Source organism: Rothia nasimurium, assembly GCF_042660305.1.
Lineage (GTDB): Bacteria > Actinomycetota > Actinomycetes > Actinomycetales > Micrococcaceae > Rothia > Rothia nasimurium.
Genome location: NZ_JBHSTW010000013.1, coordinates 17264 through 41665, shown reverse-complemented (window position 1 = coordinate 41665; position 24402 = coordinate 17264). Strand labels below are relative to the sequence as shown.

The 24402-nt window shown below is 61.0% G+C and carries 19 protein-coding genes and 1 tRNA gene; 10 read left to right on the top strand and 10 right to left on the bottom strand.

Features of this window, described 5'->3' with window-relative positions; translation table 11 throughout:
* The first annotated feature begins 4 nt into the window (after positions 1–4).
* Positions 5–1318, top strand: a complete 1314-nt coding sequence (locus ACFP6B_RS05990; protein WP_377128108.1) for an APC family permease — start codon at positions 5–7, stop codon at positions 1316–1318.
* Here the strand turns inward: ACFP6B_RS05990 and ACFP6B_RS05985 are convergent.
* The gene (locus tag ACFP6B_RS05985) at positions 1315–2487 is read right to left on the bottom strand and encodes a MarP family serine protease (RefSeq protein WP_377128105.1); all 1173 of its coding nucleotides are present in this window, start codon (positions 2485–2487) and stop codon (positions 1315–1317) included. The genes ACFP6B_RS05990 and ACFP6B_RS05985 overlap by 4 nt on opposite strands.
* A 369-nt stretch (positions 2488–2856) precedes the next feature.
* On the opposite strand from ACFP6B_RS05985, the gene ACFP6B_RS05980 reads away from it, so the two are divergent.
* Positions 2857–3534, top strand: coding sequence for a Crp/Fnr family transcriptional regulator (locus tag ACFP6B_RS05980; RefSeq protein ID WP_083091991.1), 678 nt, complete (start codon positions 2857–2859; stop codon positions 3532–3534).
* A gap of 108 nt (positions 3535–3642) precedes the next feature.
* Here ACFP6B_RS05980 and ACFP6B_RS05975 read toward each other — a convergent pair whose 3' ends face one another.
* From ACFP6B_RS05975 to ACFP6B_RS05960, 4 genes are all read right to left on the bottom strand, one after another.
* Complete coding sequence (locus ACFP6B_RS05975) at positions 3643–4377, bottom strand: hypothetical protein (protein ID WP_377128101.1); 735 nt, start codon at positions 4375–4377, stop codon at positions 3643–3645.
* A 347-nt stretch (positions 4378–4724) separates the two neighbouring features.
* A complete protein-coding gene (locus ACFP6B_RS05970) occupies positions 4725–5681 on the bottom strand; it encodes an NUDIX hydrolase (protein ID WP_377128098.1) in 957 nt (318 codons plus the stop codon).
* On the bottom strand, positions 5674–6150 hold the full coding sequence (locus ACFP6B_RS05965; protein ID WP_377128095.1) for a RidA family protein: 477 nt from the start codon (positions 6148–6150) through the stop codon (positions 5674–5676). Before ACFP6B_RS05965 ends, ACFP6B_RS05970 begins: the two co-directional genes overlap by 8 nt.
* 84 nt (positions 6151–6234) lie before the next feature.
* The gene (locus tag ACFP6B_RS05960; protein WP_185174154.1) at positions 6235–6441 is read right to left on the bottom strand and encodes a DUF4177 domain-containing protein; all 207 of its coding nucleotides are present in this window, start codon (positions 6439–6441) and stop codon (positions 6235–6237) included.
* 121 nt (positions 6442–6562) lie between these two features.
* Between ACFP6B_RS05960 and ACFP6B_RS05955 the strand changes: the two genes are divergently transcribed.
* From ACFP6B_RS05955 to ACFP6B_RS05930, 6 genes are all read left to right on the top strand, one after another.
* A complete protein-coding gene (locus tag ACFP6B_RS05955; protein ID WP_377128091.1) occupies positions 6563–8692 on the top strand; it encodes a transglycosylase domain-containing protein in 2130 nt (709 codons plus the stop codon).
* 32 nt (positions 8693–8724) lie between these two features.
* Complete coding sequence (locus ACFP6B_RS05950) at positions 8725–9654, top strand: metallophosphoesterase (protein WP_377128238.1); 930 nt, start codon at positions 8725–8727, stop codon at positions 9652–9654.
* 43 nt (positions 9655–9697) lie between these two features.
* Positions 9698–11563: an ABC transporter ATP-binding protein gene (locus ACFP6B_RS05945; protein WP_377128088.1), complete on the top strand. Its 1866-nt coding sequence runs from the start codon at positions 9698–9700 to the stop codon at positions 11561–11563.
* Between the two features lie 4 nt (positions 11564–11567).
* Positions 11568–13388 (top strand): ABC transporter ATP-binding protein, encoded by a 1821-nt coding sequence (locus tag ACFP6B_RS05940; protein WP_377128085.1) that lies wholly within the window; start codon positions 11568–11570, stop codon positions 13386–13388.
* A gap of 66 nt (positions 13389–13454) precedes the next feature.
* Positions 13455–13531: transfer RNA gene (locus ACFP6B_RS05935), tRNA-Pro, on the top strand.
* Between the two features lie 143 nt (positions 13532–13674).
* Entirely contained in the window at positions 13675–14235 is a 561-nt protein-coding gene (locus ACFP6B_RS05930; protein WP_377128082.1) for an NADPH-dependent FMN reductase, read from the top strand.
* A 107-nt stretch (positions 14236–14342) separates the two neighbouring features.
* Here the strand turns inward: ACFP6B_RS05930 and ACFP6B_RS05925 are convergent, their stop codons facing one another.
* Together ACFP6B_RS05925 and ACFP6B_RS05920 are read right to left on the bottom strand one after the other, a co-directional pair.
* Positions 14343–16496, bottom strand: coding sequence for an MMPL family transporter (locus tag ACFP6B_RS05925; RefSeq protein ID WP_377128079.1), 2154 nt, complete (start codon positions 16494–16496; stop codon positions 14343–14345).
* A gap of 9 nt (positions 16497–16505) precedes the next feature.
* Positions 16506–17519 (bottom strand): DUF418 domain-containing protein, encoded by a 1014-nt coding sequence (locus ACFP6B_RS05920; RefSeq protein WP_377128076.1) that lies wholly within the window; start codon positions 17517–17519, stop codon positions 16506–16508.
* Positions 17520–17633: 114 nt separating this feature from the next.
* On the opposite strand from ACFP6B_RS05920, the gene ACFP6B_RS05915 reads away from it, so the two are divergent.
* Positions 17634–18995, top strand: coding sequence for a cation:proton antiporter (locus ACFP6B_RS05915; protein ID WP_377128073.1), 1362 nt, complete (start codon positions 17634–17636; stop codon positions 18993–18995).
* A 90-nt stretch (positions 18996–19085) separates the two neighbouring features.
* Here the strand turns inward: ACFP6B_RS05915 and ACFP6B_RS05910 are convergent, their stop codons facing one another.
* The 3 genes from ACFP6B_RS05910 to ACFP6B_RS05900 are packed head-to-tail and all read right to left on the bottom strand — an operon-like array spanning position 19086 to position 22154.
* Positions 19086–19727: a LutC/YkgG family protein gene (locus ACFP6B_RS05910; protein WP_377128070.1), complete on the bottom strand. Its 642-nt coding sequence runs from the start codon at positions 19725–19727 to the stop codon at positions 19086–19088.
* On the bottom strand, positions 19727–21352 hold the full coding sequence (locus ACFP6B_RS05905) for a LutB/LldF family L-lactate oxidation iron-sulfur protein (RefSeq protein ID WP_377128067.1): 1626 nt from the start codon (positions 21350–21352) through the stop codon (positions 19727–19729). Before ACFP6B_RS05905 ends, ACFP6B_RS05910 begins: the two co-directional genes overlap by 1 nt.
* A gap of 4 nt (positions 21353–21356) precedes the next feature.
* Positions 21357–22154 (bottom strand): (Fe-S)-binding protein, encoded by a 798-nt coding sequence (locus ACFP6B_RS05900; protein ID WP_346874918.1) that lies wholly within the window; start codon positions 22152–22154, stop codon positions 21357–21359.
* 519 nt (positions 22155–22673) lie between these two features.
* Between ACFP6B_RS05900 and ACFP6B_RS05895 the strand changes: the two genes are divergently transcribed.
* Entirely contained in the window at positions 22674–24368 is a 1695-nt protein-coding gene (locus ACFP6B_RS05895) for an L-lactate permease (RefSeq protein ID WP_377128063.1), read from the top strand.
* Positions 24369–24402 lie beyond the last annotated feature (34 nt).

The following is a 24402-nucleotide window of genomic DNA, read 5'->3' as shown; positions in this document are numbered from 1 at the left end:
TACGATGGCCCCCCAACCTCAGGCAAAGCTCTCCCTGACCGACGCCGTCTATATCGGTGCCGGATCCATGATTGGGGCAGGCCTCTTTGCCGCTTTCGCCCCGGCAACAGCGGCAGCGGGCAACTGGCTACTGCTCTCTCTAGCCCTAGCTGCTTTTCTCGCTTTCGCCAATGCCACCTCTTCGGCCCAGCTGGCCGCCCAGCACCCAGAATCAGGCGGCACCTACATCTACGGCAGTCGCCAACTGGGGCATGCCTGGGGCTTTGCCGCCGGCTGGTGCTTCGTAATCGGTAAAACCGCCAGTTGTGCCGCTATGGCCATGACCTTTGCCTCCTATCTAGCACCGGGTTACGAAAAGCTCCTCGCTATCGCCGCAGTTGCTGCCCTCACCGCCGTCAACTACAGGGGCATTACCCGCACCGCGGCCCTCACTAAAATCCTGGTTACGCTGGTGCTCTTAGCCCTGGCAGTCTTTTTCGGGGCAGTCCTGCTCGGGGTAGCCCCCGACCCGGCGATCACCAGCCCAAACGCAGGGGCTGGGGCGGGTGCGTCCGCTGCCCCCATCAGCCCGGTGGCAACCATCTACGGGATACTGCAGGGCGCGGGTCTGCTCTTCTTTGCCTTCGCGGGCTATGCCCGCATCGCAACTATGGGATCAGAGGTGAGGGACCCCGCCCGCACCATTCCGCGGGCCATCATCATTGCCCTTACCCTGGTGGGCTCACTGTATGTACTGGTTGCCTTGGCCCTCATTCACCAGCTGGGCTATGAGGGTCTGGCGGACGCGTCCGCCCCGCTGGCTACCGCCGTGGGATCCTCGGCCCCGCTAGCTACCGCCGTGGGATCCTCGGTCCCGCTGGCAGCCCTTATGGGGCTAGCTGCCTCGATTGGCGCACTCGGAGCCCTGCTTGCCCTCATCACGGGTATCGGCCGCACCGGCCAGGCTATGGCCTCCAATCGCGACTTTCCTACCTATTTTGCCCACTTGCACCCGGTCTACGGGGTACCCTACCGGCTAGAAATCACCGTAGCGGTTGCTGTCACCGCCCTGATTCTGCTCTTTGATGTGCGCGGCGCTATCGGCTTTTCGTCTTTCGGGGTGCTGCTCTACTACTGTGTAGCCAACCTGGCAGCCTTTACCCAGACCGGCTCCTACCGCCGTTACCCCCGCGCCCTGCAGGCCGCCGGGGCGGCTGGCTGTTGCCTGGTGGTGGGGACGCTCCCGCCCGCCTCTCTTGCGGGCGGGCTGGTTTTGCTGGGGGTGGGGCTAGCGGTTTATCTTCTCTACGCCCGCCCCACCCAGCTCGCCCAGCCTTAGCTGGGCACGCACTGGCCGGTAGCAACCTCGGGTGAGGCTGCGCTGACCTGAGCCAGGGCCTCAAGAATATGCGCCGCCGGGACGGCATAACCGGTCTGGCTCTGGGTTGACTTGGCAAAGACCATAGCCATGACCTGCCCGTCCTCGGTGAGCACAGGCCCGCCGGAGTTACCCTGCTGCACTTGGGCAGCGAGCTGGTAGACCAGGCGGGAGGGGTTAGTTTCACCTGTTTGTGAATTGATGGTTTGGGTGTAACCCAACCCCTGAACTATTGCAGCCCGGCTTGTGAAGGGGCCGCCACCGGGGTAGCCCATGAAGGCAACTTCGGTTCCCGAAGCGACCTCGGCCTGGTTGACGGCCAGGGGGGTGAGGTCAAGATCGGGGGCGCTGATAATCGCGATATCGCGTTCGGTGTCGTAGTAGACCACATCGCCTGTTGCGGCTTGGCCGTCGCGGCTGAGTAGGGTGGGGGTGCTGACGCCTGCCACCACGTGGGCGTTGGTGACCACCAGGCCGCCGTCCACCACGAACCCTGACCCCTCCGATGTGTAATTACAGGCCTGAGCTGATCCCACCACCTGCACAACCGACCAGCCGGCCTCGTCCAGGGCCGCCGTTTGCAGGGTGCCTAGAGGGGCAGATTGCTCGGGGTAGAGTAGCTGGGAGATTTCAGGAAGGCCGGTGGCCTGTACGATTTGGCCGCGGATCTCGGTGACCTTCTCTTGGGCGGAGGCCGGGGTCATCTGCATCATCCAGCTAATGACCTTAGAGTCTGCGGTCAAAGCGGTAACAGAGGGAATACCCAGGGGGCGGACGACCAGCACCACCGTGACAATCACGAGCGAGGCCAGCACCATGTTGACTAATCCACCGGCAAGCCGCTCCAGACCTCGCAGGGGCGTGCGGTCGCTTGCCCTGCGGATAGCACTGCCCAGGGTCATACCCAGAGTCTGCCCCAAAACCAGGCAGGCAAGTACCGTGCCCAGCCCGGCCAGCAGGTACCACCGTGCATCAACCTGGTCAATGACCCAGGGGGTGGCGTAAATAGCTGCAACCGCGCCCAGCACAAACCCAACAAAGGTACCCAGGGTGACAAAGAGCCCCTGCCGTACACCGGCTAAGAAGTAGAGGGCAATAATAGCAATAATGACCCAGTCAAGAACGGTCATGATTCTCCATTCAACGGGGAAGGCCAAACGGGCTAGGCTCCACCCTATGCCGCCTCAGTAAAAACCGAGCGGACGCTGGGAGCTCTGCCGGGACTCAGCCCTCACAGGAATACCACAGCCTACACGCCCAACCTGAAAAAATAGGCGGAAACTCAGGAAAAATTCTCGGTGAAGGGACTAAGCTCTAGGCGCTTTGGGTATCGAAAGCATCAAATATCCTGTAGGCTCTTATTAGTTGAATATGTCACAGATAAAAGTGCTGTGTGATGAACTAGGCAAAGACTATGCTTAGAAGTCTGCCCGCCCTGTGTGTACAGGGCACTGCACTCGAATCGCCCTTTAGATCCACATCAGGAGTAAAAGAGAACCATGGATATTGAAGTACTACGCCGTGCTCCGCTGTTCGCTTCACTCGACGACGAAGCCTTTGCAGCGCTAACCGAAGACATCACCGAAGTCGACCTTTCACGCGGCGCTACCCTCTTCTACGAAGGTGACCAGGGCGACCAGCTCTACTTCGTCATCTCAGGCAAGATGAAGCTGGGTCGCACCGCTTCCGATGGCCGCGAGAACCTGGTAGCTATCATGGGCCCCGGCGAAATCTTCGGCGAAATGGCCCTGTTCGACCCCTCACCCCGCTCCACCAGCGCAACCGCTGTCTCTGAGACCCGCCTGGCAGGTGTCAAGCACGAGTCCCTGCGTAAGGCTATGGAGAAGTCCCCCAACATCTCCGCCCAGGTTCTGCAGGCCCTGGCCCGCCGCCTGCGCCGCACCAACGAGAACCTGGCTGACCTGGTCTTCTCAGACGTTCCCGGTCGCGTTGCCAAGGCTCTGCTTGACCTGGCTGACCGTTTCGGTCGCCCCGCCACCGACGGTGTGCTGGTTGCCCACGAACTGACCCAGGAAGAACTGGCCCAGCTGGTGGGCGCTTCCCGCGAAACCGTGAACAAGGCTCTGGCTGAGTTCGTTTCCCGCGGCTGGATCCGCCTGGAGGCTCGCGCTGTGGTCATCCTCGACCTGCAGCGTCTGCGCCAGCGCTCCCGCTAAGGTAGGGCGGGCGTCCTGCCTGCTCTCAATACTTTAAAACCGGGTGGTCAGCTCTAGTTGACCACCCGGTTTTTTGTACCTACCCCGGGCAGGGGCGGACGCCGGTGGTTAGCGGGTCTGCCAAGTGAGGCCGTCGGATGAGGTGATGATGGTGGTGCTACTTGAGGGAACCCAGGCCGGGTAGCCAACTTCAAGGGTGTAGATTCCGTTAGTGTAGTGGGCCTCTAGAAGGTAGGAGGCAGCTGGGTCTAGCTCGTGGGTAGTCCAGGTGAGCCCGTTATCTGGGCTGGTCAGCAGTGTGGCCCCTTCGGCACGGGCTTGGCAGTAAACCAGGACTGTCTCGCTGAGGCGCTGGTGACCGCAGAGTTCTAGGGATTTGGCTCCAACCGTAGAGATTTTTCCGCCCATGAGCCAGTGGCCCTGGTCTGGGCTGTAGGTTGCGGCGTAGATGTCGTTGCTGTTGGCCAGAACCAGACCGAAGGTTCCGCTCTCGTCGATGTCGGTGACGTTTTCAGCCTCAACCGGGGTAAGCGGAGCGGGAGTGTAGGGCTGGCCGGTGGGCTCGGGGACAGGCATTGATGGTGCGGACGGAGTGAAGGCCTCTGGCACCCGAATCTCATCCAGGCTGCTCGGCGGTGTGGGGGTGGCCTTGCCGTCGTAGTTGTTGTACCAGCAGACATAGCTATCGCCAAGGTCACGGGCAAATATCAGGTAGGTCTGCTCTAGTTGCCTGCAAGAGTCACCCCAAAATGGGGTTCTGGCCTGGTAATAGGTTTTCCCCTCAATCTCGTAGCGCGTCCAGTCGTTGCCCAGCACCAACAAGAAGATAAAGAAAAGAGTCATCAATAGGGCTAGAGCACTTACCAGCAAGAGCAGAAGCCCTTGGGCGAACCAGGTGGTTAGCAAGACCAGAGTGCTGCTTCTGACCCCGTCTGGCTGGGGGATTTTTCCCAGGCTTTTGAAGATATAGCCGGTTCCACACACCAATAAGGTAAGGGACGCCAGGTAAGAGAGCCCCAGGCAGAAAAGACCAACCTCGGGGATGAGCAAGAAACCCAACACGTCCAACCCATACCGGCCACCGGCAATCACCACCAAAAGAAAGCAGGCCACCAGGGTCGCCCATCTGGTAAGTCTCTGTGAGAACGAGATGGGTACTGGGCTGGGGGCCTGATGCTTGAGGGGCACGACTAGACCTTTTTCTCCTGTACTGCCAGGTAGCAGGTGCCGGCGGCGTCCTGCTTGACCTCGGGCAGGTAGAGGGAAACCTGACGTCGCTTGGCCAGGAAGGCTACCGCCCCCGATGAGGCGGCCAGCTGTTCAAGTAGGTACATGACGCCGGGGGTCACCAGCTCCTGGAAGGGAACCCCGATGGTGTCCTCCTGCCCAATTTCGTTACCGAGCTCCACGCTCATGGGGTGGGCTACCAGGTCACGCACGTTTACCCAGCGCCCCCAGATACCCTTGCCAGCTAGCAGGGAGGGGCTCTGCCCCACGGGCACCGCGCAGGTGAAGTAGTGAATGTCGTAGCGCTTGTGGAAGAAGCCCGGTGACTGCCAACGCGCTAAGGGTTTGAGAAGGTCAGCGCGAATCTTTAGGCCCCGGCGTTCAAGGCAGTCAGCAAAGGTTTTATCCTGCTGGGCAACGGCCTGGCGGGAGGCCATGCATTCGTGCCCGCTAGTGAGTTCGATGGTTGAGAGCTCTCCGCTACCTGCTAGCAGCACACCGGTCTCTTCAAAGAGCTCACGTACTGCGGTGACCACAACTGCGTGTGCTGCCCCCAAGTCGTCCTCGCTGAAAGCCTTTGCCCAGTAGTCACCACTGGGGCCCACCCAGCCGATGGGGGCGGCGTCCTCGGGCACACCAAGACCGCCGGGGAAGGCAACCCGACCCATGGGGGATTTCACCCGGTAGGTCATAAAGGTTTCAGGCCCAGAAGTGCCGTCACGCACAAAAACGACCGCGGCTGCGGGCTTGGCCGTGCGCGGGGTGCACTCCCCTTCATCGAGCCAGGTACGGGCTGAGTCCTGCTGGCTCGATGGGATGGGGTGGGTTTTGGGGGCGGGGGCCGCCACCATTGCATAGGGGGCGGACGCCGGCGGCGGCACCCGTTTGAGGGCACCGGTGTACATGGGTTGGCTAGGCATATTCCACGATGATTTCAACTTCTACCGGGGAGTCCAGCGGTAGGACGGGCACGCCAACGGCTGAGCGGGCATGCACACCGGCCTCGCCAAAGACCTCGCCCAGCAGCAGGGAGGCTCCGTTGATGACGGCGGGCTGGCCGGTGAAAGAAGGGTCTGATGAGACGAAGCCAACCACCTTGACCACGCGGGTGATGCGGTCAAGATCGCCGATGACCGACTTCACGGCGGCCAGGGCGTTGAGGGCTGAGAGGCTAGCTAGTTTCTGAGCGGTCTCGGGGTCTACAAAGCCTTCAGCGCCGGAGTCTGATACCTTACCGGTGGCGGGTAGCTCCCCCTTGACGAAAGGTAGCTGACCTGAGGTGTAGACATAGTTACCGCTGGTGACGGCAGGAACGTAGGCGGCTACCGGGGCTGCCAGCTCGGGCAGGTCGTAGCCAAGTTCTGTGAGTCGATCTTCGATCTTTGACACGGTGTACCTTCTTGAAAAGCAGTGTTTCTAGGGGCCAAAAACCGGGCTCGGGGCGAAGCCTGAACCCGGTTCTGGTGTGAGTATTTAGTTGCTAGCCTTCTTGCGCTTAAAGTAGGCGATTGGATTGCCCTGAGTGGGGGCAACCATGTTCCCGGCGGGAGTGGCGCCGCTAGGAGCGGGGGCACCGGGGAGCACGGTAACGAGCTCCCAGCCGTCTTCACCCCAGTTATCGAGGATCTGCTTGGTTGCGTGAATCATCAGGGGCACTGTTGCGTATTCCCATTTTTCCATAGCACCAAGCCTAGACCACCGGGGCTAAAAAGACGACTCTTACATCTCTCACAGGTTTTTCTTGGGTGGCTGTGACATGCATGCCGGTGCGCTTTTCGCCCTGAGCCGATAAACTGATGCAATGGCTTCTTCAAAGAATGTGCGAAAGAGGCGCCGTAGTCCCGGCGACCTTGTTCAGTTTATTGCGCTGAGCATCATTGCCGGTTTTATTGCGGCGCTGATTATGGTGCCGCCCACTACAGCTCTCAGTGCATCCATTAATGCATCAATGAACTGGTTTAAGAGTCTGCCCGCCTCCCTGAGTGACGGACCGCTCTCTCAGCCGTCCGTCATCTACGCAAATGACGGAAAAACTGAGCTGGCATCCTACTACGCCCAGAACCGCACCGAGGTGGCGCTGGATGACATTTCCCAGCACATGAAGGATGCAATTCTTTCGTCTGAAGACCGTAACTTCTACGATCACGGCGCGGTTTCTCCCATGGGTATTGCCCGCGCCTTGGTCAACAATGTCATTAACCCCGAAGCCCGCCAGGGTGCTTCTACTCTGACCCAGCAGTACGTCAATAACCTTCTGATTGATGCCGCTGAGCAGGCAGGCACCGAGGCAGGTACCCTGGGTGCTAATAAGGACTACCTTGATAAGATCAAGGAAATTAAGCTGGCCATCTCGATGGAGCAGAATCTCTCTAAAGACCAGATTCTTGAGGGCTACCTCAACATCATCAACCTGGGCGGTTCCAACTACGGTGTAGAGGCCGCAGCCTACTACTACTGGGGCATTTCAGCATCAGAGCTCAGCATCTCCCAATCGGCGATTCTGGCAGGCATGGTGGTTTCACCTAACGTCTACCGCCCCGATGTTAACCCCGAACTGTCCAAGGAACGTCGCGATGTAGTTCTGGGCACCATGCTCCGCGACGGTAAAATTACCGAGGACGAATACTCCGATGCCCTGAATGAAGAGATTACTCTCGACATTCACACCACCCCCATGGGCTGCTCCACCGCCGGTGACTTTGCGCATTTCTGTAGGTACGCAATATTTGATTTCCTGGGTGATGAGACCTTCGGCGCCACCGAAGAGGACCGTGAAAATGCCCTCTACCGCGGCGGCTACAAGATCGTTACCACCGTTGATGCCGATGCCCAGAAGGACGCCAAGACCCAGGTTGAGGCCACCCAGCCTTCCACCAACAACCCCGATCGCGTCAGCGCCGCTCTCGTTTCCGTTGCTCCCGGTACCGGCAAGATTATTGCCATGGCCCAGAACTCCGGCTACGGCCCTTCTGATACGAGCAACTTTGCGGATAACTACTTCAACTTCAATGCAGATGTGGATCACGGCGGTGTAGCGGGTTGGCAGCCCGGTTCAACCTTCAAGGCCGTGCTTCTAGCCCAGTGGATTAAGGACGGCAAGGGCGTCAACGCTACCATCGATGGCACCACTGTCAGCTACCCGCAAAGTTTCCAGTGGCCTGCTAGCTGCCAGCCTGAGGGGTACGTGCTTTCAAGCTCTGGAACCGGCTACTCCTTCCAGAACGCAGATGGCTCAAGCCGAACCTGGGGCACAGTAGCCTACGGCCTGAAGAACTCCATTAACTCCTACGCCATTAAGATGGCGTCGGTGACCGATGCCTGCGCCATCAACGATCTTCGCGCTAAGCTCCGTATTACCGATGGTTTGGGCAATGACCCTTACAACATGAATAATCCTGCCTACCTGCTCGGTGGCTGGGAACGCGGCACTACTCCCCTCGCCATGGCAGCAGCCTATGCTACTTTCGCGAGCGGTGGTACCTACTGCGAGCCTATGGCGCTGGAAAAGGTCACCAAGGGCGATACCGAGGTCAAGACTTACGAGTCCACCTGTGAGCGCGTGCTCGAAGAGGATGTCGCCAACGGTGTGAACTACGTGCTCAAGCAGGTTCTGGTGGACGGCTCGGGTTACCAGCGCGGCATTGGCCTGACCGATGCGTCCGCCGCTAAGACCGGTACTACTGATAACTCCGCCCATACCTGGACCGTTGGGTACACCCGGGGTCTCTCCACCGCGTCATGGGTGGGTAGCGTTGAAAATACCTCTCGCCCCCTCAACGGCCTTTCCATCAACGGTAGGGTTCTGGACTACGTGGACGGTGCCACCTACGCAGGTGCCCAGTGGCAGAAGTTCATGCAGGCTCAGGCGAAGAACTACAACACCGACAGGTTCGATACTCCTTCGAACACGGTTCTTGGTACTAACCAGTAAGGACTCCCGTGAATTCTCAGAATTCTCGTGGCGTGGCGGCTTCAGCTGGCACTCTTGCCCAGACCCTTTCAGCGGTTCTGGCAGCGGGTGCCGTAGCTGGGGCCGCCACAGCCGCTTATGCCCACTTTATTGAGCTCAATAACTTCCAGGTGCGCAGGGAAACCCTGCCGATTCTGCCGGAAGGTAGCCCCGCCTTCAAGATTCTGCATATCTCGGATATGCATATGATTCCAGGGCAGGCTCGGAAAACCGCCTTTATGCATTCTCTGGCCGAGCTAGAGCCTGACCTGGTCATCAATACCGGCGATAACCTCTCCCACATGGACGGTCTTCCCGCCCTGCTAGAGGCCTTGGATCCCCTGCTGGATTTCCCGGGCGTCTATGTGCCGGGCTCTAACTGCTACTTTGCCCCGGTGCCCAAGAACCCGGCCCGTTACCTCTGGAAGAAGAACACCGGGGACGAGGCCAACGACCAGACCCGCGCTGTGCTCCCCACCCAGGCCATGCACGATGCCTTCGATGCCCGCGGCTGGGTAGGGCTGATCAACCGCTACGAGACGCTCACCCTTGGAAGGCTGCGCCTAGAGTTTTCTGGGGTGGACGACCCCCACCTGGAGTACGACCGCCACCCCGGCTTCTCCCCCACCGCTTTCGATGCGGAGCCGAGCCCGAGCGTCCGCCTGGGTGTCTGCCATGCCCCCTACCTGCGCACCCTAAACCGCTTTGCGGACGACGGCGCCCAGGCTATCTTTGCTGGCCACACCCACGGTGGGCAGGTGTGCCTCCCGGGTGGGCGGGCCCTGGTGTCCAACTGCGATCTGCCCCCTGCCCGGGCCAAGGGTCTCTCCTACCAGGGGGACGTGCCCGTGCAGGTGACGGCGGGCCTGGGCACCTCACGCTATGCCCAGGTGCGCCTCTTCTGCCCGCCCGAAGCCGTACTAGTGACCCTAACCGCCAGGTAATCTATCTGGTTTTTGCAGGAATGCAAATGTAAGATAGATTACTATGGCTTCTCGACTACTGCGCGTCTCCCCCATACCAACCCCTCCCCCTGTACCACCCGGTGCCCGCACCGAGCAGGACATCACCCTCTGGCAGTACTCCCGCCCCATTCGCGGCCGCTGGGTCTGCGGGCTTCTCGTAGCCCTCACCGCCGCCATCATTGCTATCTCTATCCCCCAGGTACTGGGATGGATTGTCGATGCTATGCTCACCGACCAGCCCACGGTGGGAGCAGTCTGGGCAGGCGGCGCCCTGGTATTTGCCCTGGGTCTGGCCCAGTCAGCTCTTTTCTTCCTGCGCAGGCAGCTGGTCATTGAGCCTGCCAGCACGGTTGAGAACACCATGCGCATTGACCTTTTTGACCGTCTGCTGCGTTTCCCCGTGGCCTTCCACGACCGCTGGCCATCAGGTCAGCTGCTCACCCGAGCCATGAGCGACCTGGGCACCATTCGCCGCTGGACAGCCTTCGGCCTGATCCAGATCATTACCGTGGCGGTGCAGGTGACGGTGGGTAGCTTCTATATGTTCACAGGCTCCTGGCAGCTGGGCCTTGTCTTTCTTGCCAGTATGCCGCTGACTCTCTTCTGCGTCTGGCGGTTTGTGCTGACCTTCCGCACCCTCACCCGCCAGGCCCAGGAGCGCACCGGTGATTTGGCGACCACGGTTGAGGAGTCGGTTCAGGGCCTGCGCGTGCTCAAGGCGCTAGGACGCGGCCCCCATGCCCTGGCGGGGTTCCGAGCAGAGTCCCTAGAGCTGCTTGACCTTGAAGTTGCGCGCGGCAGGGCCATGGGTCGGGTCCGTATGCAGAGCACCTTCATCAGCGGGGCTTCCCTCTGTGTAGCCCTGCTCTGGGGCCTGCACCTGGTGAGCACCGGCGTCATGACTGTCGGCGCTCTCACCAGCTATTTCGCCACCGCCACCATCCTCTTCACCCAGGTGGAGCGCTCGGGCATGCTGATTTCTATGTACCTGGCGTCAAGCGTTTCAATGGACCGCCACCGCCAGGTCATGGTGGGTGAAGCCGGCGAAGATATCGACCTTCTACCCGCCCACCGCGAGCGCCCCGGTGCAGCTGCTGCCCGCCTTGATTTTCAGGACGTCACTTTCAGCTACGGCGCGCAGGAGCAGCAGGTGCTCAGCGGCTTCACTCTACACGTGAAACCCGGTGAAATTATTGCCTTGGTGGGCTCAACCGGGTCAGGCAAGTCTACCGTCCTGCAGCTGGTGCAAAGACTGTATGAGCCCACCTCAGGCAGTATCAGCTTGAACGGCCGAGACATTGCCTCTTTGCCTCTGCCGGAGCTTCGCTCCCAGGTGTCAATCGCCTTTGAAGACCCCCTGCTGTTCTCAACCAGCGTGCGGGAGAACGTCCTGCTGGGGGTTGACCGCAGCGGGCTCAGCCCCGACCAGGAAGATGCCCTACTCCACCGGGCCCTGACCATAGCGGCTGCCGACTATGTCTACCAGCTTCCGCAGGGGCTAGATACCGTGATTGGTGAAGAGGGCATGAGCCTCTCAGGCGGTCAGCGTCAGCGCCTCTCACTAGCCCGCGCTATTGCTGCCGCCCCGGCCGTCCTGCTGCTCGATGACCCCCTCTCTGCCCTGGACGTGACCACCGAAGAAAAGGTGGTGGGTCTACTCAAACAGGAGCTGACCGAAACCACCACCCTGCTTACGGCCCACCGGCCCTCTACGGTGGCCCTGGCCGACAGGGTTGTGCTCTTGCAGCAGGGGCAGGTGGCAGCGGTGGGCACCCATACAGAGCTTCTGGATAACCCCGTCTACCGCGACCTCATGAGCACCGATACCACCTTGCCTGCCGCAGGGCAGGACGCCGGGGCTCCGGCCCACGAGAGCAAGGAGGGCTAGCACCGTGGCAGCACACAAGATTTCCGACGCCGAAGACAAGATAACGCTCAGCCGCGAAGAGGCCAAGATGGTGCGGCAGCGCTCGGTTGCCCTTCTGCTTGATGTCCTACGGCCGGTGCGGGGCCATTTACTCTTCACCCTCTTCCTGGTCATCCTGGCAACCGCCCTGACCACCGCCATGCCCTGGCTGATTTCCACGGCCATTAACGATGCCCTGGAGCCCCTTCTCGCCGGGGACAGCAGCTATGCCATCACCCTAGCGGCCCTCTACGTAGCGGCTGCTTTAATCGCGGGCTTAGCCACCTACACCAACATTCTGCTCACCTATAAGATTTCCCAGAAAGTGCTTTTCGACCTGCGCCAGCGCATGTTTGAGCAGGCTCAGAAACTGTCTGTGGGCTTTCATGACACCTACACCTCAGGTCGGGTGATTTCCCGCCTGACCAGCGACCTCGATACGATTCGCCAGTTCCTTGACTTCGGTCTCTCCGAGCTAGCAGCCATGCTGCTCTCTATCTCTTTTACCGTGGTTGCTCTTTGCCTGATGGACTGGCGGGCAGGCCTGGCCCTGCTGGTCATGATGCTGCCCGTCGCCTGGCTGACCGCCTGGTTCCGCCGCGAATCTGAACTGGCCTACCGGGCCCAGCGGGTGGCGTCCGCCCGCATCATCTCCCGCTTTGCCGAAACCTTCACCGGCCTGGCCGCCGTCAAGGCCTTCCGTGCCGAGGCAAGCTCGCGTGCAGCCTACGCGGACGCCGCCGAGGACTACCGAGTGCGCGTCATGCAGTCCATCAAGGTGCACGGCACCTACATGCCAGCCCTACAGGCCCTGGGTAACACCTTCGTGGCCATTGTGCTGGTCATTGGCGGTTATTCCATTCTGGGCGGCTCCATGCAGGCCGGAACCCTGCTAGCCCTGGTCATCTACGCCAACCGGGTCTTTGAACCCATCTTCATGCTCTCGGACTACTACAACATGTTTCAGTCAGCGGTCTCTGCCCTCGAAAAAGTCTCAGGCTTTCTCGCTGAAGAGCCCGAGGTTGCCGAGCCCGAACGTCCGGCCCAGCGCAAGACCCCAGCAACGGGGCACCTGGTCTTTGATGAGGTTGAGTTCGAGTACGTCAGTGGACGCCCCGCCCTGCACCGCCTGAATCTCGATATTCCTGCGGGGCAGCGCCTAGCCCTGGTGGGTGAAACAGGTGCTGGTAAGTCAACCATTGCCAAGCTCATCGCCCGCTTCTACGACGTCACCCACGGTCAGCTAACCCTCGACGGGGTAGACCTGCGGGACCTCTCCGATGAGCAACTGCACCGGGAGGTTGTCATGGTCACCCAGGAGGCCTACCTCTTCAAGGGCACCGTGGCTGACAACATCCGCCTGGGCAACCCCGCTGCCAGCGACGAAGAGGTCTTTGAGGCAGCCCGAAAGGTCGGGGCTTACGACTTCATCATGAGCCTGCCCCAGGGCTTTGACACCAACCTGTCAAAACGCGGCGGGCGGGTTTCTGCCGGGCAGCGTCAGCTCATCTCTTTTGCCCGCGCTTTCCTGGCCGACCCGGCCGTCCTTATTCTCGATGAAGCCACCGCCTCTCTCGATATCCCCACCGAAAAACTGGTTCAGCGGGGTCTGGAGTCCCTACTGGCCGGGCGCACCTCCGTGGTGATTGCCCACCGCCTCTCGACGGTGCTTACCGCCGACCGGGTGCTGGTAGTGTCGGACGGGCGCGTGGTAGAGGACGGCTCCCCCGCGGCCCTGGTGGAGGCCGGCGGACGCTTTGCCGCCATGGCCCGGGCCTGGGAAGAGAACAACAGCACCGAGGGCTAGAAACCCGGTGATTTGGCAGGCTTAAGACCGCCGCGCTATACTTGAGAGGTTGTTATACGCAACAATCGGGATGTGGCGCAGCTTGGTAGCGCGCGTCGTTCGGGACGACGAGGCCGCAGGTTCAAATCCTGTCATCCCGACCAAGCACAACCGCCCCTTGCTCTAGCCGGGGGCGGTTTTTCATATCTCTCTTGTCTTCTGCACGTCACACCGCGTCACAAATACTTGCCTTGTAAAGTTTATAGGGTGTAGTCTAAAGAAAAATGCAAATGTGAAAGGAAAACCAGTGTCACAGAAAATTCTCGTTATCTCAGGTTCCGACCGCGACGGCTCCTTCAACACCCAGCTGGCAGAGCAGCTCGTTGAAGCCCTTGAAAACGAAGGGCAGAGCGCCGAGGTCTACGACTTCTCAGCCGTCCCCCTGCTCAGCCAGAACTCCGAATTCCCCGCCCCCGCTTCCGTCGAGAAGCTGCGCGCCGACATCGCTAACGCGGCCGGTCTGATTCTGGTCTCCCCCGAGTACAACGGCTCCTACCCCGCCCGTCTCAAGAACCTGATTGACTGGGCCTCACGCGCCGTCATCGCGGGTGACAACACCACCCCCACCGTTCTTAACGGCAAGAAGGTCGGTGTAGCTTCGGTTGCTAACTCAACCTACGGCAAGTTTGTGCGCGAGAACCTGCGCAATCTGGTTCCCTACGTCCGCGCTGACCTGATGGAGGGCGAGGGCCTGGGCATCCGTATTCCCGGTGAAGCCTGGGGCACCGGCAAGCTGGAGCTAGAAGAAGAGCAGCAGAAGAACGTTGATCAGTTCGTTGCTGACTACCTCAAGTTCCTGGCAGCCTAAGCCAGCTTAACTCAAGACATTGGGGCCTCCCTGTAGAACAGGGAGGCCCCTTCTTTATGGGCCTGGCAGGTGGCTTCACCCGGCGAGATAGGCTCTGTGCTAAGGCCTTAGCGGGAGAGCCGTGAGGGCCACCAGATTTTCTTGCCGATATCTTCAACGAGTGCCGGTATGAGCAGAGCTCGCACTACGGTGGCGTCGAGCAGCACGCCGAAGGCCACAATGAAGGCGAGCTGGGCGAGGAAAATCAGCGGGATAACGCCCAGGGCTGCGAAGGTGGCCGCCAGAACGATACCGGCTGAGGTAATCACGCCACCTGTTGCTACCAGGGCTGTGCGCAGGCCACTCTTAGTACCCCGATGCAGGGCTTCTTCTCTCACGCGGGTCATCAGGAAGATGGTGTAGTCAATACCCAGAGCGACGAGGAAGACGAACCCGTAGAGGGGCACGGTGGGGTCAGCACCGGGGAACTTGAAAACGTGGTTGAAGACCAGGGCTGAGACGCCGAGGGCGGTGAGGTAAGAGAGCACGGTGGCAGCCACCAGGATTAGCGGTGCCAGAATTGAGCGCAGCAGAACCATCAGAATTAGGGTGATAACGACCAGCACTACCGGGATAATCAGGGCCCGGTCACGCTGGGCGCTATCGATGGTATCGAGGTCAGACGCGGTGGTTCCGCCCACCAGGGATCCGGGAGCTACGTTGGCCAGGCTCTCACGCATCTGGCGCACGGTCTCTTCTGCCTGCTGTGAGTCGGCGGGGTCAGCCAGGGTTACCTGGAGCATGATGCGCCCCTCAACCTCGGTGGGGGTGATAGCGGCAAAAACCGGCGGCACTGACTCAGCAGAAGCGCCCACCGGCACAGTACCAGCGGGTGACTCCTGGGCTACCGCGGCAATGGAGCTCACCCCGTCGAGCCCGTCGAGGGCAGCCACTGCGGTATCTTGCTCGGCAGCAGGCACAATTACATTTGCCGGGGAGCCTGAGCCACCGGGGAAGTGTTCAGCCAGTACATTCTGGCCGTCCCGTGCCTGGGACTGCCCCAGCACCAGGTCAGATTGGCGCACCCCGTTGGCCTGGAAAGTCGCAGAAAAGCCGGCGAAGATAGCCAGTACCAGAGCCGTGACCAGCCAAACCTTGCGGGGCTTGCCCGACACGAAAGCCGCAATTTTCGCCCAGAAGCCGGCTGAGGCGTCCTTAACCTCAGCGGAATAGCGGGGGCGGGCAGGCCAGAAGGCTACCCTGCCCAGCAGGGCCAGGACCGCGGGCAGGAAGGTCAGCGAGGCCAGCATGGATAGCACAATGCCGGTAGCTGCCACGGGCCCCAGGGCCTTGTTCGAGGACAGCTCAGAGAGTAGCAGACACAGCAGACCCGCAATCACCGTGCCGCCGGAGGCCAGAATCGGTTCAAGGGACCCGCGCCAGGCAACCCGGGTTGCCTCCCAGCGCGAGAGGTGCTGGGTCAGGGCCTCACGGTAGCGGGCTACATAGAGCAGGGAGTAGTCGGTTGCAGCACCAACCACCAGAATCAGCAAGATTCCCTGCACCTGGCCATTGATCATCACCCAGCCGGCATTCGCCATGTGCCAAATGACGAAGATAGCGCCCGAGAGGGCAACCATCGAGCTGGTCAGCACGATGATGGGCAGCAGAGGTGAGCGGTAGACCACCAGCAGAATCACGAAGACCACGATAAGGGCTACCGCCAGCAGGATGCCGTCGATACCGCCAAATGCCTCAACCAGGTCGGCCGAGAAGCCAGCCGGGCCGGTCACGTAGCCGGTGAGGCCGTCGGGGGCCTGGGTTATCTCGGCGCGGATTCCATCAACGACCTCTCGGGTCTCATCGGCGGTGGAGATGGGCAGAATGAGCTCCGCTGCCCGACCGTCCTCTGAGTAAATGACGGGCGAGCTTTCACCGGTGAAAGTGCCGGACGCCGCCAGCTGGCCGGTGAGACCCTCTAGGTAGGTGCGGTGGGCATCGGTGAGGGAACCGTCAGCTTCAAAGACAAGAATTGCGGGCACCGCGTCGGTGCCCAGAAAGTCGCCCTGCTGCTCTACCACCTGGGTAGATTCAGCGGACGCCGGCAGGAAGTCGGTCTGGGAGTTGGTTGAGACCTCGGAGATTTTTCCGAAGTAGGGCCCGCCGATACCCGCCACAGCAAGCCAGGTGAGGGTCAATAGGACGGCAAGAGCAACCCGCACCCAGGTGCGTGAAGAGGAACCGGCCCTGATAGAGCCGGTTTCCGAAGAAGAAGTATGCATACTGAGAGTTTACCCCCTGCCAGAGACCCAGGCTAAGGGAGTCTCAAGCGGGCCGCGCCGCACGAAGGTTTGCCCGAGCAGGCGCTGCCAGACCCAGGCAAAGAGCAGAGCCCCCAGAATCAGGCCGAACATCATGGCCCAGGAGTTATCGGAGGCAGGCAGGCCGTAGGCCGGGGCATAGTTAGCGTACAGGGCCAGCACGGCAATCTGGAGCACGTAGAGGGAAAGGGTCATACGCCCGGCGCCCACCAGGGCACCGGCCAGGTGCTCCCGCCCGGCTAGAGCACGCGCCAGCAGGCAGCACCAGCCCACGGTCGCCAGGCAGGCTGCCAGGCTAAAGGCGATCTCAAGCCGGCTGGAGGTGTAGGGGAGGAACTCTGCAACAGCAAAACGGGAGTACCAGAAGAGACCGCCGGTCGCCAGGCTTCCCAGCAGGGCCAGGGCGACATCGCCCCAGACACCCCAGCGTTCGATGAGGAAGGCGATCACCGCACCGGTGCAGGCGTAGGTCAGCAGGGTAAAAACCTGGTAGTTCTGGCCGGTGAACATCCATTCGTAGAGGTAGGCAGTGTAGCTGCCGTCGAGAGATGCCTGCATAGCCTGGGGGCGGAAGTAGGTCCGGGCGGACGCCGCAAACCACCAGCTGCCCACAGCCAGGAGGGCCAGGGCCCAGGAGGGCAGGAAGACAAGAGGGGCCATAATCAGGCTCAATACCCCCAAGTACTCCAGCACGATATCGACCTGGGCGCCCCAGGTACCGATGTAGAGCCCCAGAGCAACTAGCACAATAGCTCGTACTACCGAGGAGGCGAAGAGGGCGGGGAAGCTCATACGCTGAGACGAAAAGAGGGCACCTGCCCCCAAGAGGAAGGCAAAGAGCGGGGTAGCCAAGAACTCGCTGAGATTCAACACATCGCTGGGGCCACTCGCCGGAGCACAGTATGCAATAAACATGCTGATCAGGGCAGCCCAGCGAGCCAGGTCAATACCGATAACACGGCCTGCGGTCTTTAGGTCGGTCACGCAATACTCCTCAATAAATACCTGCTTTAGCCTAACACTGCCCCGCCGCCCTGCGCGGGCAGGGGAAGCCATGGCACACTGGTTAGGTTGCCCCTCATCTCTCTGAAAGTCACTATGAGCACCCACTCCACCGACGTCGTCCTTCTGGCCGCCGGTTCTTCGGCGACCAGCGAGTATGTTTCTATCTTCTGGATAGCTGCCGCTGCCCTACTGGCGCCCCTGGCGTCCGCCCTGGTGAAGAAGAAAATCCCTGATGTTGTCTTCCTGATTATCTTCGGCGTACTCATTGGCCCGCAGATGCTAGGGCTTGCCAGCGCCGACGGAGGGGTTGCCCTGGTCAAAGATCTGGGGTTAGGGTTGCTCTTTTTGCTGGCTGGTTACGAAATTAACGCCGGAGCCCTGCGCGGACGCCAGGGGGCTTTCGCTGTGGGCTCCTGGCTGGTGAGCTTCACCCTCGGCCTGATTCTAGCCATGAGCCTCTCCCAGTTTTCGGGTACTTTCTCTACCTACGCGGTCATCGGTATTGCTCTGAGCTCAACCGCCCTGGGCACCCTGCTGCCTCTACTCAAAAGCCACGGTAAGGCGGGCACGAAAGTCGGCGACGGGGTGATGGTGCACGGGGCTATCGGCGAGGTGCTCCCTATCTTTGCGATGTCCCTGCTGCTCTCATCGCATGCCCCCTGGGTTGCGGTGCTGATTCTGCTGGCCTTTATGGTCATTGCGGTAGTTTCAGCGGTTGTGCCCCACCGCCTCTTCGAGCATATTCCTGGCCTGCGCCGCACCATGGCAGCTGAGGCTAACACCACCAGCCAGACCATGCTCCGCCTGGCCATGTTCCTTCTGGCTACCCTCATGATGGTCGCCGCGGTCTTTGAGCTCGATGTGGTGCTCGGTGCTTTTGCCGCCGGCATTATCCTGCGCTCCCTTACCCCCGATGGTGCCTTCGAGCCCTTCTCCAAGCGTCTTGAGGCCCTGGGCTTTTCCTTCCTCATTCCCCTCTTCTTCGTGAGCTCGGGTATGGGCATTAAGGTATCGGTCATTTGGGAGCAGCCGTTGCTTCTTGCCGGTATTGTGCTCGGTATTCTGGTGGTGCGCGGTCTGCCGGTCTTTGCCGCTGAAAAGTTCTTCGACACCGGTTCGGGGCTCACCACCGTGCAGGAAAAGCTCCAGCTGGGGCTCTACTCTGCGGCGGGCCTGCCCATCATTGTTGCTGTCACCGAGGTGGCACTGGCCAACGACCTGCTCAGTGAACAGCACGCCTCCCTGCTAGTGGCAGGTGGGGCGCTGACCGTCCTGCTCTTTCCCCTCTGGGCTTCGGCCCTTGGGGCAGTGGGGCGCAAGGACGCCGGTAACAGCTCAGGTGACGATGGCGGCTCAAGCTCGCGGCAGCGTCGTAGCGCCAAGAAGCTAGAGCGGGCCGCCGCGGTGCGGGCAGCAACTGGCGCGATTCCTGTCATCAAGCGTCCGAATTCCTAGTACTGCGCTCACGCTGCTACTGCCCACCGACACCAAAGGGCCCCCTTGCTGAAGCAAGGGGGCCCTTTGGTATCAAGGAGCTAATGTAGCCTACTTGAGAATGATGACGTCCAGGGTACGGGGGCCGTGTACGCCCTCAACGCGAATCAGCTCGATGTCTGAGGTCGCTGAGGGGCCTGAGATCCAGGTGATGGGCTTGTCGAAGTTCAGACGGGCCACGGTCTCGGGGATCAGCTCGACGATGGTATCGACGGGGACCACGCAGATGTGGTGGTCGGGTACCAGGGTGATGGCGCGGCGGCCTTCGGTCTCGGTGCTGTTCAGGGCGATGGTGCCGGTCTCAGCGCAGGAGACGGTTGAAGAGGTGACAACCGCGTCGATAGCGTCGAGTTCGCGCACGGAGAGGGCACCGGGCTTGTTGGCGTTGCCGGAGTCAACCACGCGGGAGCGGGCTGCGGTGTCTTCGGGCAGCCACTCGGTCTTGAGGCCGGTGGGCACCACGTAGCGGGAGGACTTGCCGAGCAGCTCACCCACGCGGGCGGCGATGGTCTCTTCGGTCTCATGGTAGACGTTAGCCTTGTAGTCGATCAGGCGGTCGACCAGCATCTCGATGATTTCCTCGGCGCCCTTGTCGCTTTCGCGGCGGTAGGCGCGGACGGACTCAGCCGGCTGGGGGTTGTCCCAGAGGGAGGCGCGGATGCGGCCCAGGATTTCTGCTTTTGCATCAGACATTAGTTGGCCTCCTTGGGGGCGATGGGGTTAGCGGTCTCAGCGTTGGCGTGGGCCTCGGCAATCTTGGCCTGGTTAGCGGCAATGATGGACTGAAGGTCAACGCGTTCGCCACCTACACGCTTGGGGGCGGAGCCACGCTCCTTCTTCCACTCGTTGCGGAAGGAGGACTTGGGGGGTGCCGGGATATCGCGGTATTCGGTCCAGCCGCCGACGATACCGGGCAGCTTGGTGATCTTGCCCTTCTTGCCGGTAATCAGCTTGGAGGCGGGCAGGCCCTTGGTGGCCAGGGCCATGAGGGCACCTGAGCTGAAGAGCTTCTTGGCACCGAACATCATGGCGTCCATCTGCACGTGGCGTTCCTTCTTGCCACCTGCGAACTCGCCCTGGGCCTTCTCATGGTCAACGGCCTTGCCGCGCAGGTGAACCAGCACGTCGGGGATGTTAATCTTCACGGGGCAGGCGTCGTAGCAAGCGCCGCAGAGGGAGGATGCGTAGGGCAGGGTGGAGTTGTACTGGTTCTCGATACCGCCGAGCTGGGGCGAGAGAATCGCGCCGATGGGGCCGGGGTAGGTGGAACCGTAGGCGTGGCCGCCCGCGCGTTCGTAGACGGGGCAGACGTTCATGCAAGCAGAGCAACGGATGCAGTGCAGGGCCTGGCGTCCGACCTGGTCAGCTAGGGCTGCGGTACGGCCGTTGTCCATGAGGATAACGTGCAGGTTCTGGGGGCCGTCGCCGGGGGTGACGCCGGTCCACATGGAGGTGTAGGGGTTCATGCGCTCACCGGTGGACGAGCGGGGCAGCAGCTGGGTGAAGACCTCAAGGTCCTGCAGGGTCGGCAGCAGCTTCTCGATGCCCATGAAGGTAATCAGGGTATCGGGCAGGGTCAGGCACATACGGCCGTTGCCTTCAGACTCAACGATGGTCATGGTGCCGGTTTCGGCGATGCCGAAGTTAACGCCGGAGATAGCGACCTTGTTGGTCAGGAACTTTTCGCGCAGACGGAAGCGGGAGGCTTCTGCCAGTTCTGCGGGGTCGTTGGTGAGGTTGGGGTTGACGCCCTCAATCTTCTTGAGGAAGATATCGCGAATCTCGGTGCGGTTGCGGTGGATTGCGGGCACCAGGATGTGGGAGGGGCGGTCGTTATCGCCCAGCTGCACGATTTCTTCTGCAAGGTCGGTTTCGATGGCGTGGATGCCGTGCTCTTCGAGGAACTCGTTGAGGCCGGTTTCGGCGGTGGCCATTGACTTGATCTTGTTGACCTCGGTGACGCCTTCAGCCTGGATGAGCTTGAGGGCGATTTCGTTGGCTTCGTGGGCGTCGCGAGCCCAGTGAACGTGGCCGCCGCGGGCGGTGAAGTTCTTTTCGAATTCTTCGAGGTAGGTGTCCAGGTTGGCCATGACCTTCTGCTTGATCATGGAACCAGCGGTGCGCAGGTCCTGCCAGTCGGGCAGCTCAGAGATGACGGCGGCGCGCTTGGTACGGATCTTGTGGGTGGCAAAGCCCAGGTTGGCGCGCAGCTGCTCGTTCTGGAGTTCCTTCTCTGCGTATTCGGGGAAGGGCTCAAATTCGAAGATGTTGCCGACGCCGTGGCGGACCTTGGGCATGCCGAGTGCGGTGGTTGACATGGCTTTACTTACCTCCTGCGGTAACAGCTACGGGGCCGGTGACCTTGAGCGGGTTTTCCTTGGTGGATGCAAGAATCTCGGCGAAGTGTACGGTCTGTACGGGTGAGTTCTTGCGGGAGAGAGCGCCGCCGATGTTCATCAGGCAGGATGAGTCGCCACCGGTGCAGACCGATGCGCCGGTTGCTTCGATGTTCTCTACCTTGTCGGCAACCATGGCGCCGGAGGTGTCTGCGTTCTTGAAGGAGAAGGTGCCACCGAAGCCGCAGCACTGGTCCAGGCCGTCAATCTGGGTGTATTCCAGACCGCCCACGGTGCGGATCAGGTCTTCCTGGCGGGTGCCCAGACCTAGCAGGCGCATACCGTGGCAGGAGGAGTGGTAGGTGACTTTCTCGGGGAAGTAGGAGCCCAGCTGTTCGGCGGCGTTGGTGATACCGCAGACGTCGATGAGGAACTGGGAGAGCTCGAAGGAGCGGGCAGCCAGTGAGGCGGCTGCGCGGGCGGTGGCGTCGTCGCCTGCACGCTCTGCGATCATGGGCTGCTGGTGGCCCAGGGAAGCCACGCAGGAGCCTGAGGGGGCTACGATGGCGTCGAAGTCCCATTCTTCAAAGGCCTGCACGTGGGTTTTGACGATGGGGTAAGCGTCGTCGAAGTAGCCCGAGTTGACGTGCATCTGGGAGCAGCAGGTCTGGCCCTGCGGGAAGACGACCTCGTGGCCGAGGCGCTCCAGAATGTCAACGGTAGCCTTAGCTACCTTGGGGTACATTGCGTCGACGATGCACGTTGAAAACAGTGCGACACGCATGTTGGTTCTCTCTTCTTCTGTGCGGCAGGGACAGCCCGCATACTTCTCGCCGCAGCAGGGGCGCGGACGCCAGTGGCCGGGGTGGGATGAGAAAGGCGGGGCAGGGTGCCTGTTTAGATTCTTTTCCTACACTTCATTTAACACGATGGAGCAGGGCTTACGATACTTTAAATAGAGCATATTTTCTTATGCAAATAAACTAACGGTCTGACCACATAAAGAAAGCTGAATGTTCCCCGCTTCCCAGCTGTAGGCGTCCGCCGGTCACCAAAACCACAAGAGCGTACACATTCCAGCACAAAAGCACGTCTATACCACCTCGAAAACCCACAAAACCACAGGGGTGGAAAAAATACCGCACGTAGATACAGCAATAGCTTGGCGGAAGTGAAGCACCTCATGTAACGTAGACCTCGAAAACAATGGTCTGACCACAGAAGGTTAGACCTCATATTTTTTGGCTCAGCGCCCCAGAGATGTGACGCCCAGCCATACCACACATCACTAAGGAGAATTACGGTGGAAAATACCTATACCGCTGTAACCGACGCCGTAGGAGGAAGCCTCGCGCTCAGCGCCCTGGTCTCCACCCTGCCGCTGTTGGCGTTCTTTATCATGCTGCTGGGTCTCAAGGCCCGCGCCCACGTGGCAGGCCTCGTCTCCCTGCTGGTAGCTCTGCTCGTTGCTATCTTCGGCTTCGGCATGCCCTGGGACCTGGCCGGCATGTCGGCCTTCCGCGGCGGCATCTACGGCCTCTTCCCCATCGTCTGGGTTATCCTCATGGCCATCTGGTTCTACCAGGTCACCGTACTCTCAGGCCGCTTTGAAGACCTGCGCCGCACCTTCGACCTGATCGGTGGCGGCGACCTGCGCATCCAGGCCATCCTCATCGCCTTCTGCTTCGGCGGTCTGCTGGAAGCCCTGGCAGGTTTCGGTGCCCCCGTTGCTATTACCGCAACCATGATTCTGGCCCTGGGCGTCAAGCCCCTCAAGGCTGCCACCACCGTCCTGATCGCCAACACCGCTCCCGTAGCCTTCGGCGCCGTCGCTATCCCCATCACCACCGCCGGTGAAGTGGGCAGCAAGGACGCCACCGTCATCGCAGCCCTCGTTGGTCACCAGGCCCCCTTCATCGCCTTCTTCGTGCCCTTCATCTTGCTCTGGATCCTCGACGGCGTCAAGGGTCTTAAGGACGCCTGGATGCACGCAGCCGTCATCGGCGCCTCCTTCGCCGTTGCCCAGTGGTGGGCCTCTGCGCACTTCGTCTATCAGCTCACCGACGTCGTAGCCTGCATCGTCTCCATCGCAGCAGCCGTTGTCTTCATGCGCTTCGTCAAGCCCCGCGGTGTTGAAGGCGTCCGCGAACGCTACGGCATCACCGCCCCCCTCGACGTTGAGCACCTGCCCGGCCGCCGCATCTGGATGGCCCTCATGCCCTACCTGGTCGTTGTCATCATCTTCGGTGTCGCTAACCTTTACACCCCCCTGGTCGACTGGATGAAGACCACCGCCATCAAGTTCAAGATGCCCCTGCTCTCAGAGCGTCTGCTCACCGCAGCAGGAGAACCGGTCAACACCGTCTACACCTGCTCCTGGCTCAACAACCCCGGCACCTACCTGCTGATCTCCGGCATCCTGGTCGCCGTCCTCTACGCCATCTTCAACGAAAACGGCAAGTACAAGCTCTCAATTGCTGACGCCTTCAAGGAAATCGGCTCTGTAGCCTACAAGATGCGCTGGTCAGCAGCCACCATCGCCCTGGTTCTGGCCCTGGCCTTCGTCATGAACTACTCCGGTCAGACCGTCGCCATCGGTGAGTACGTCGCCTCCCTCGGCGTAGCCTACGCCTTCCTGGCACCCGTCCTCGGCTGGGTCGGCACCGCCGTCACCGGCTCCGACACCTCGGCCAACGCCCTCTTCTCCAAGCTCCAGGTCACCGCCGCTGAGCACCTGCAAGAAGGCGGCATGACCGGTGCCCACCCCGAACTCATGCTGGCAGCCAACACCACCGGTGGTGTGGTCGGCAAGATGATTTCACCCCAGTCCCTCGCCATCGCAGCCACCTCGGTCAACATGGAAGGCAAGGAGTCCGAAATCTTCAAGGCAGTTCTCGGCTGGTCCTTCATCCTGCTGCTGGCCGTCTGTGCCCTGGTCTTCCTCCAGGCCACCGTCCTCTCCGGCCTGCTGGTTGAGCCCTACCTCACCGGCCACTAATCACCAGCCTCGCCCTATGAGTTAGGCAGGCAAG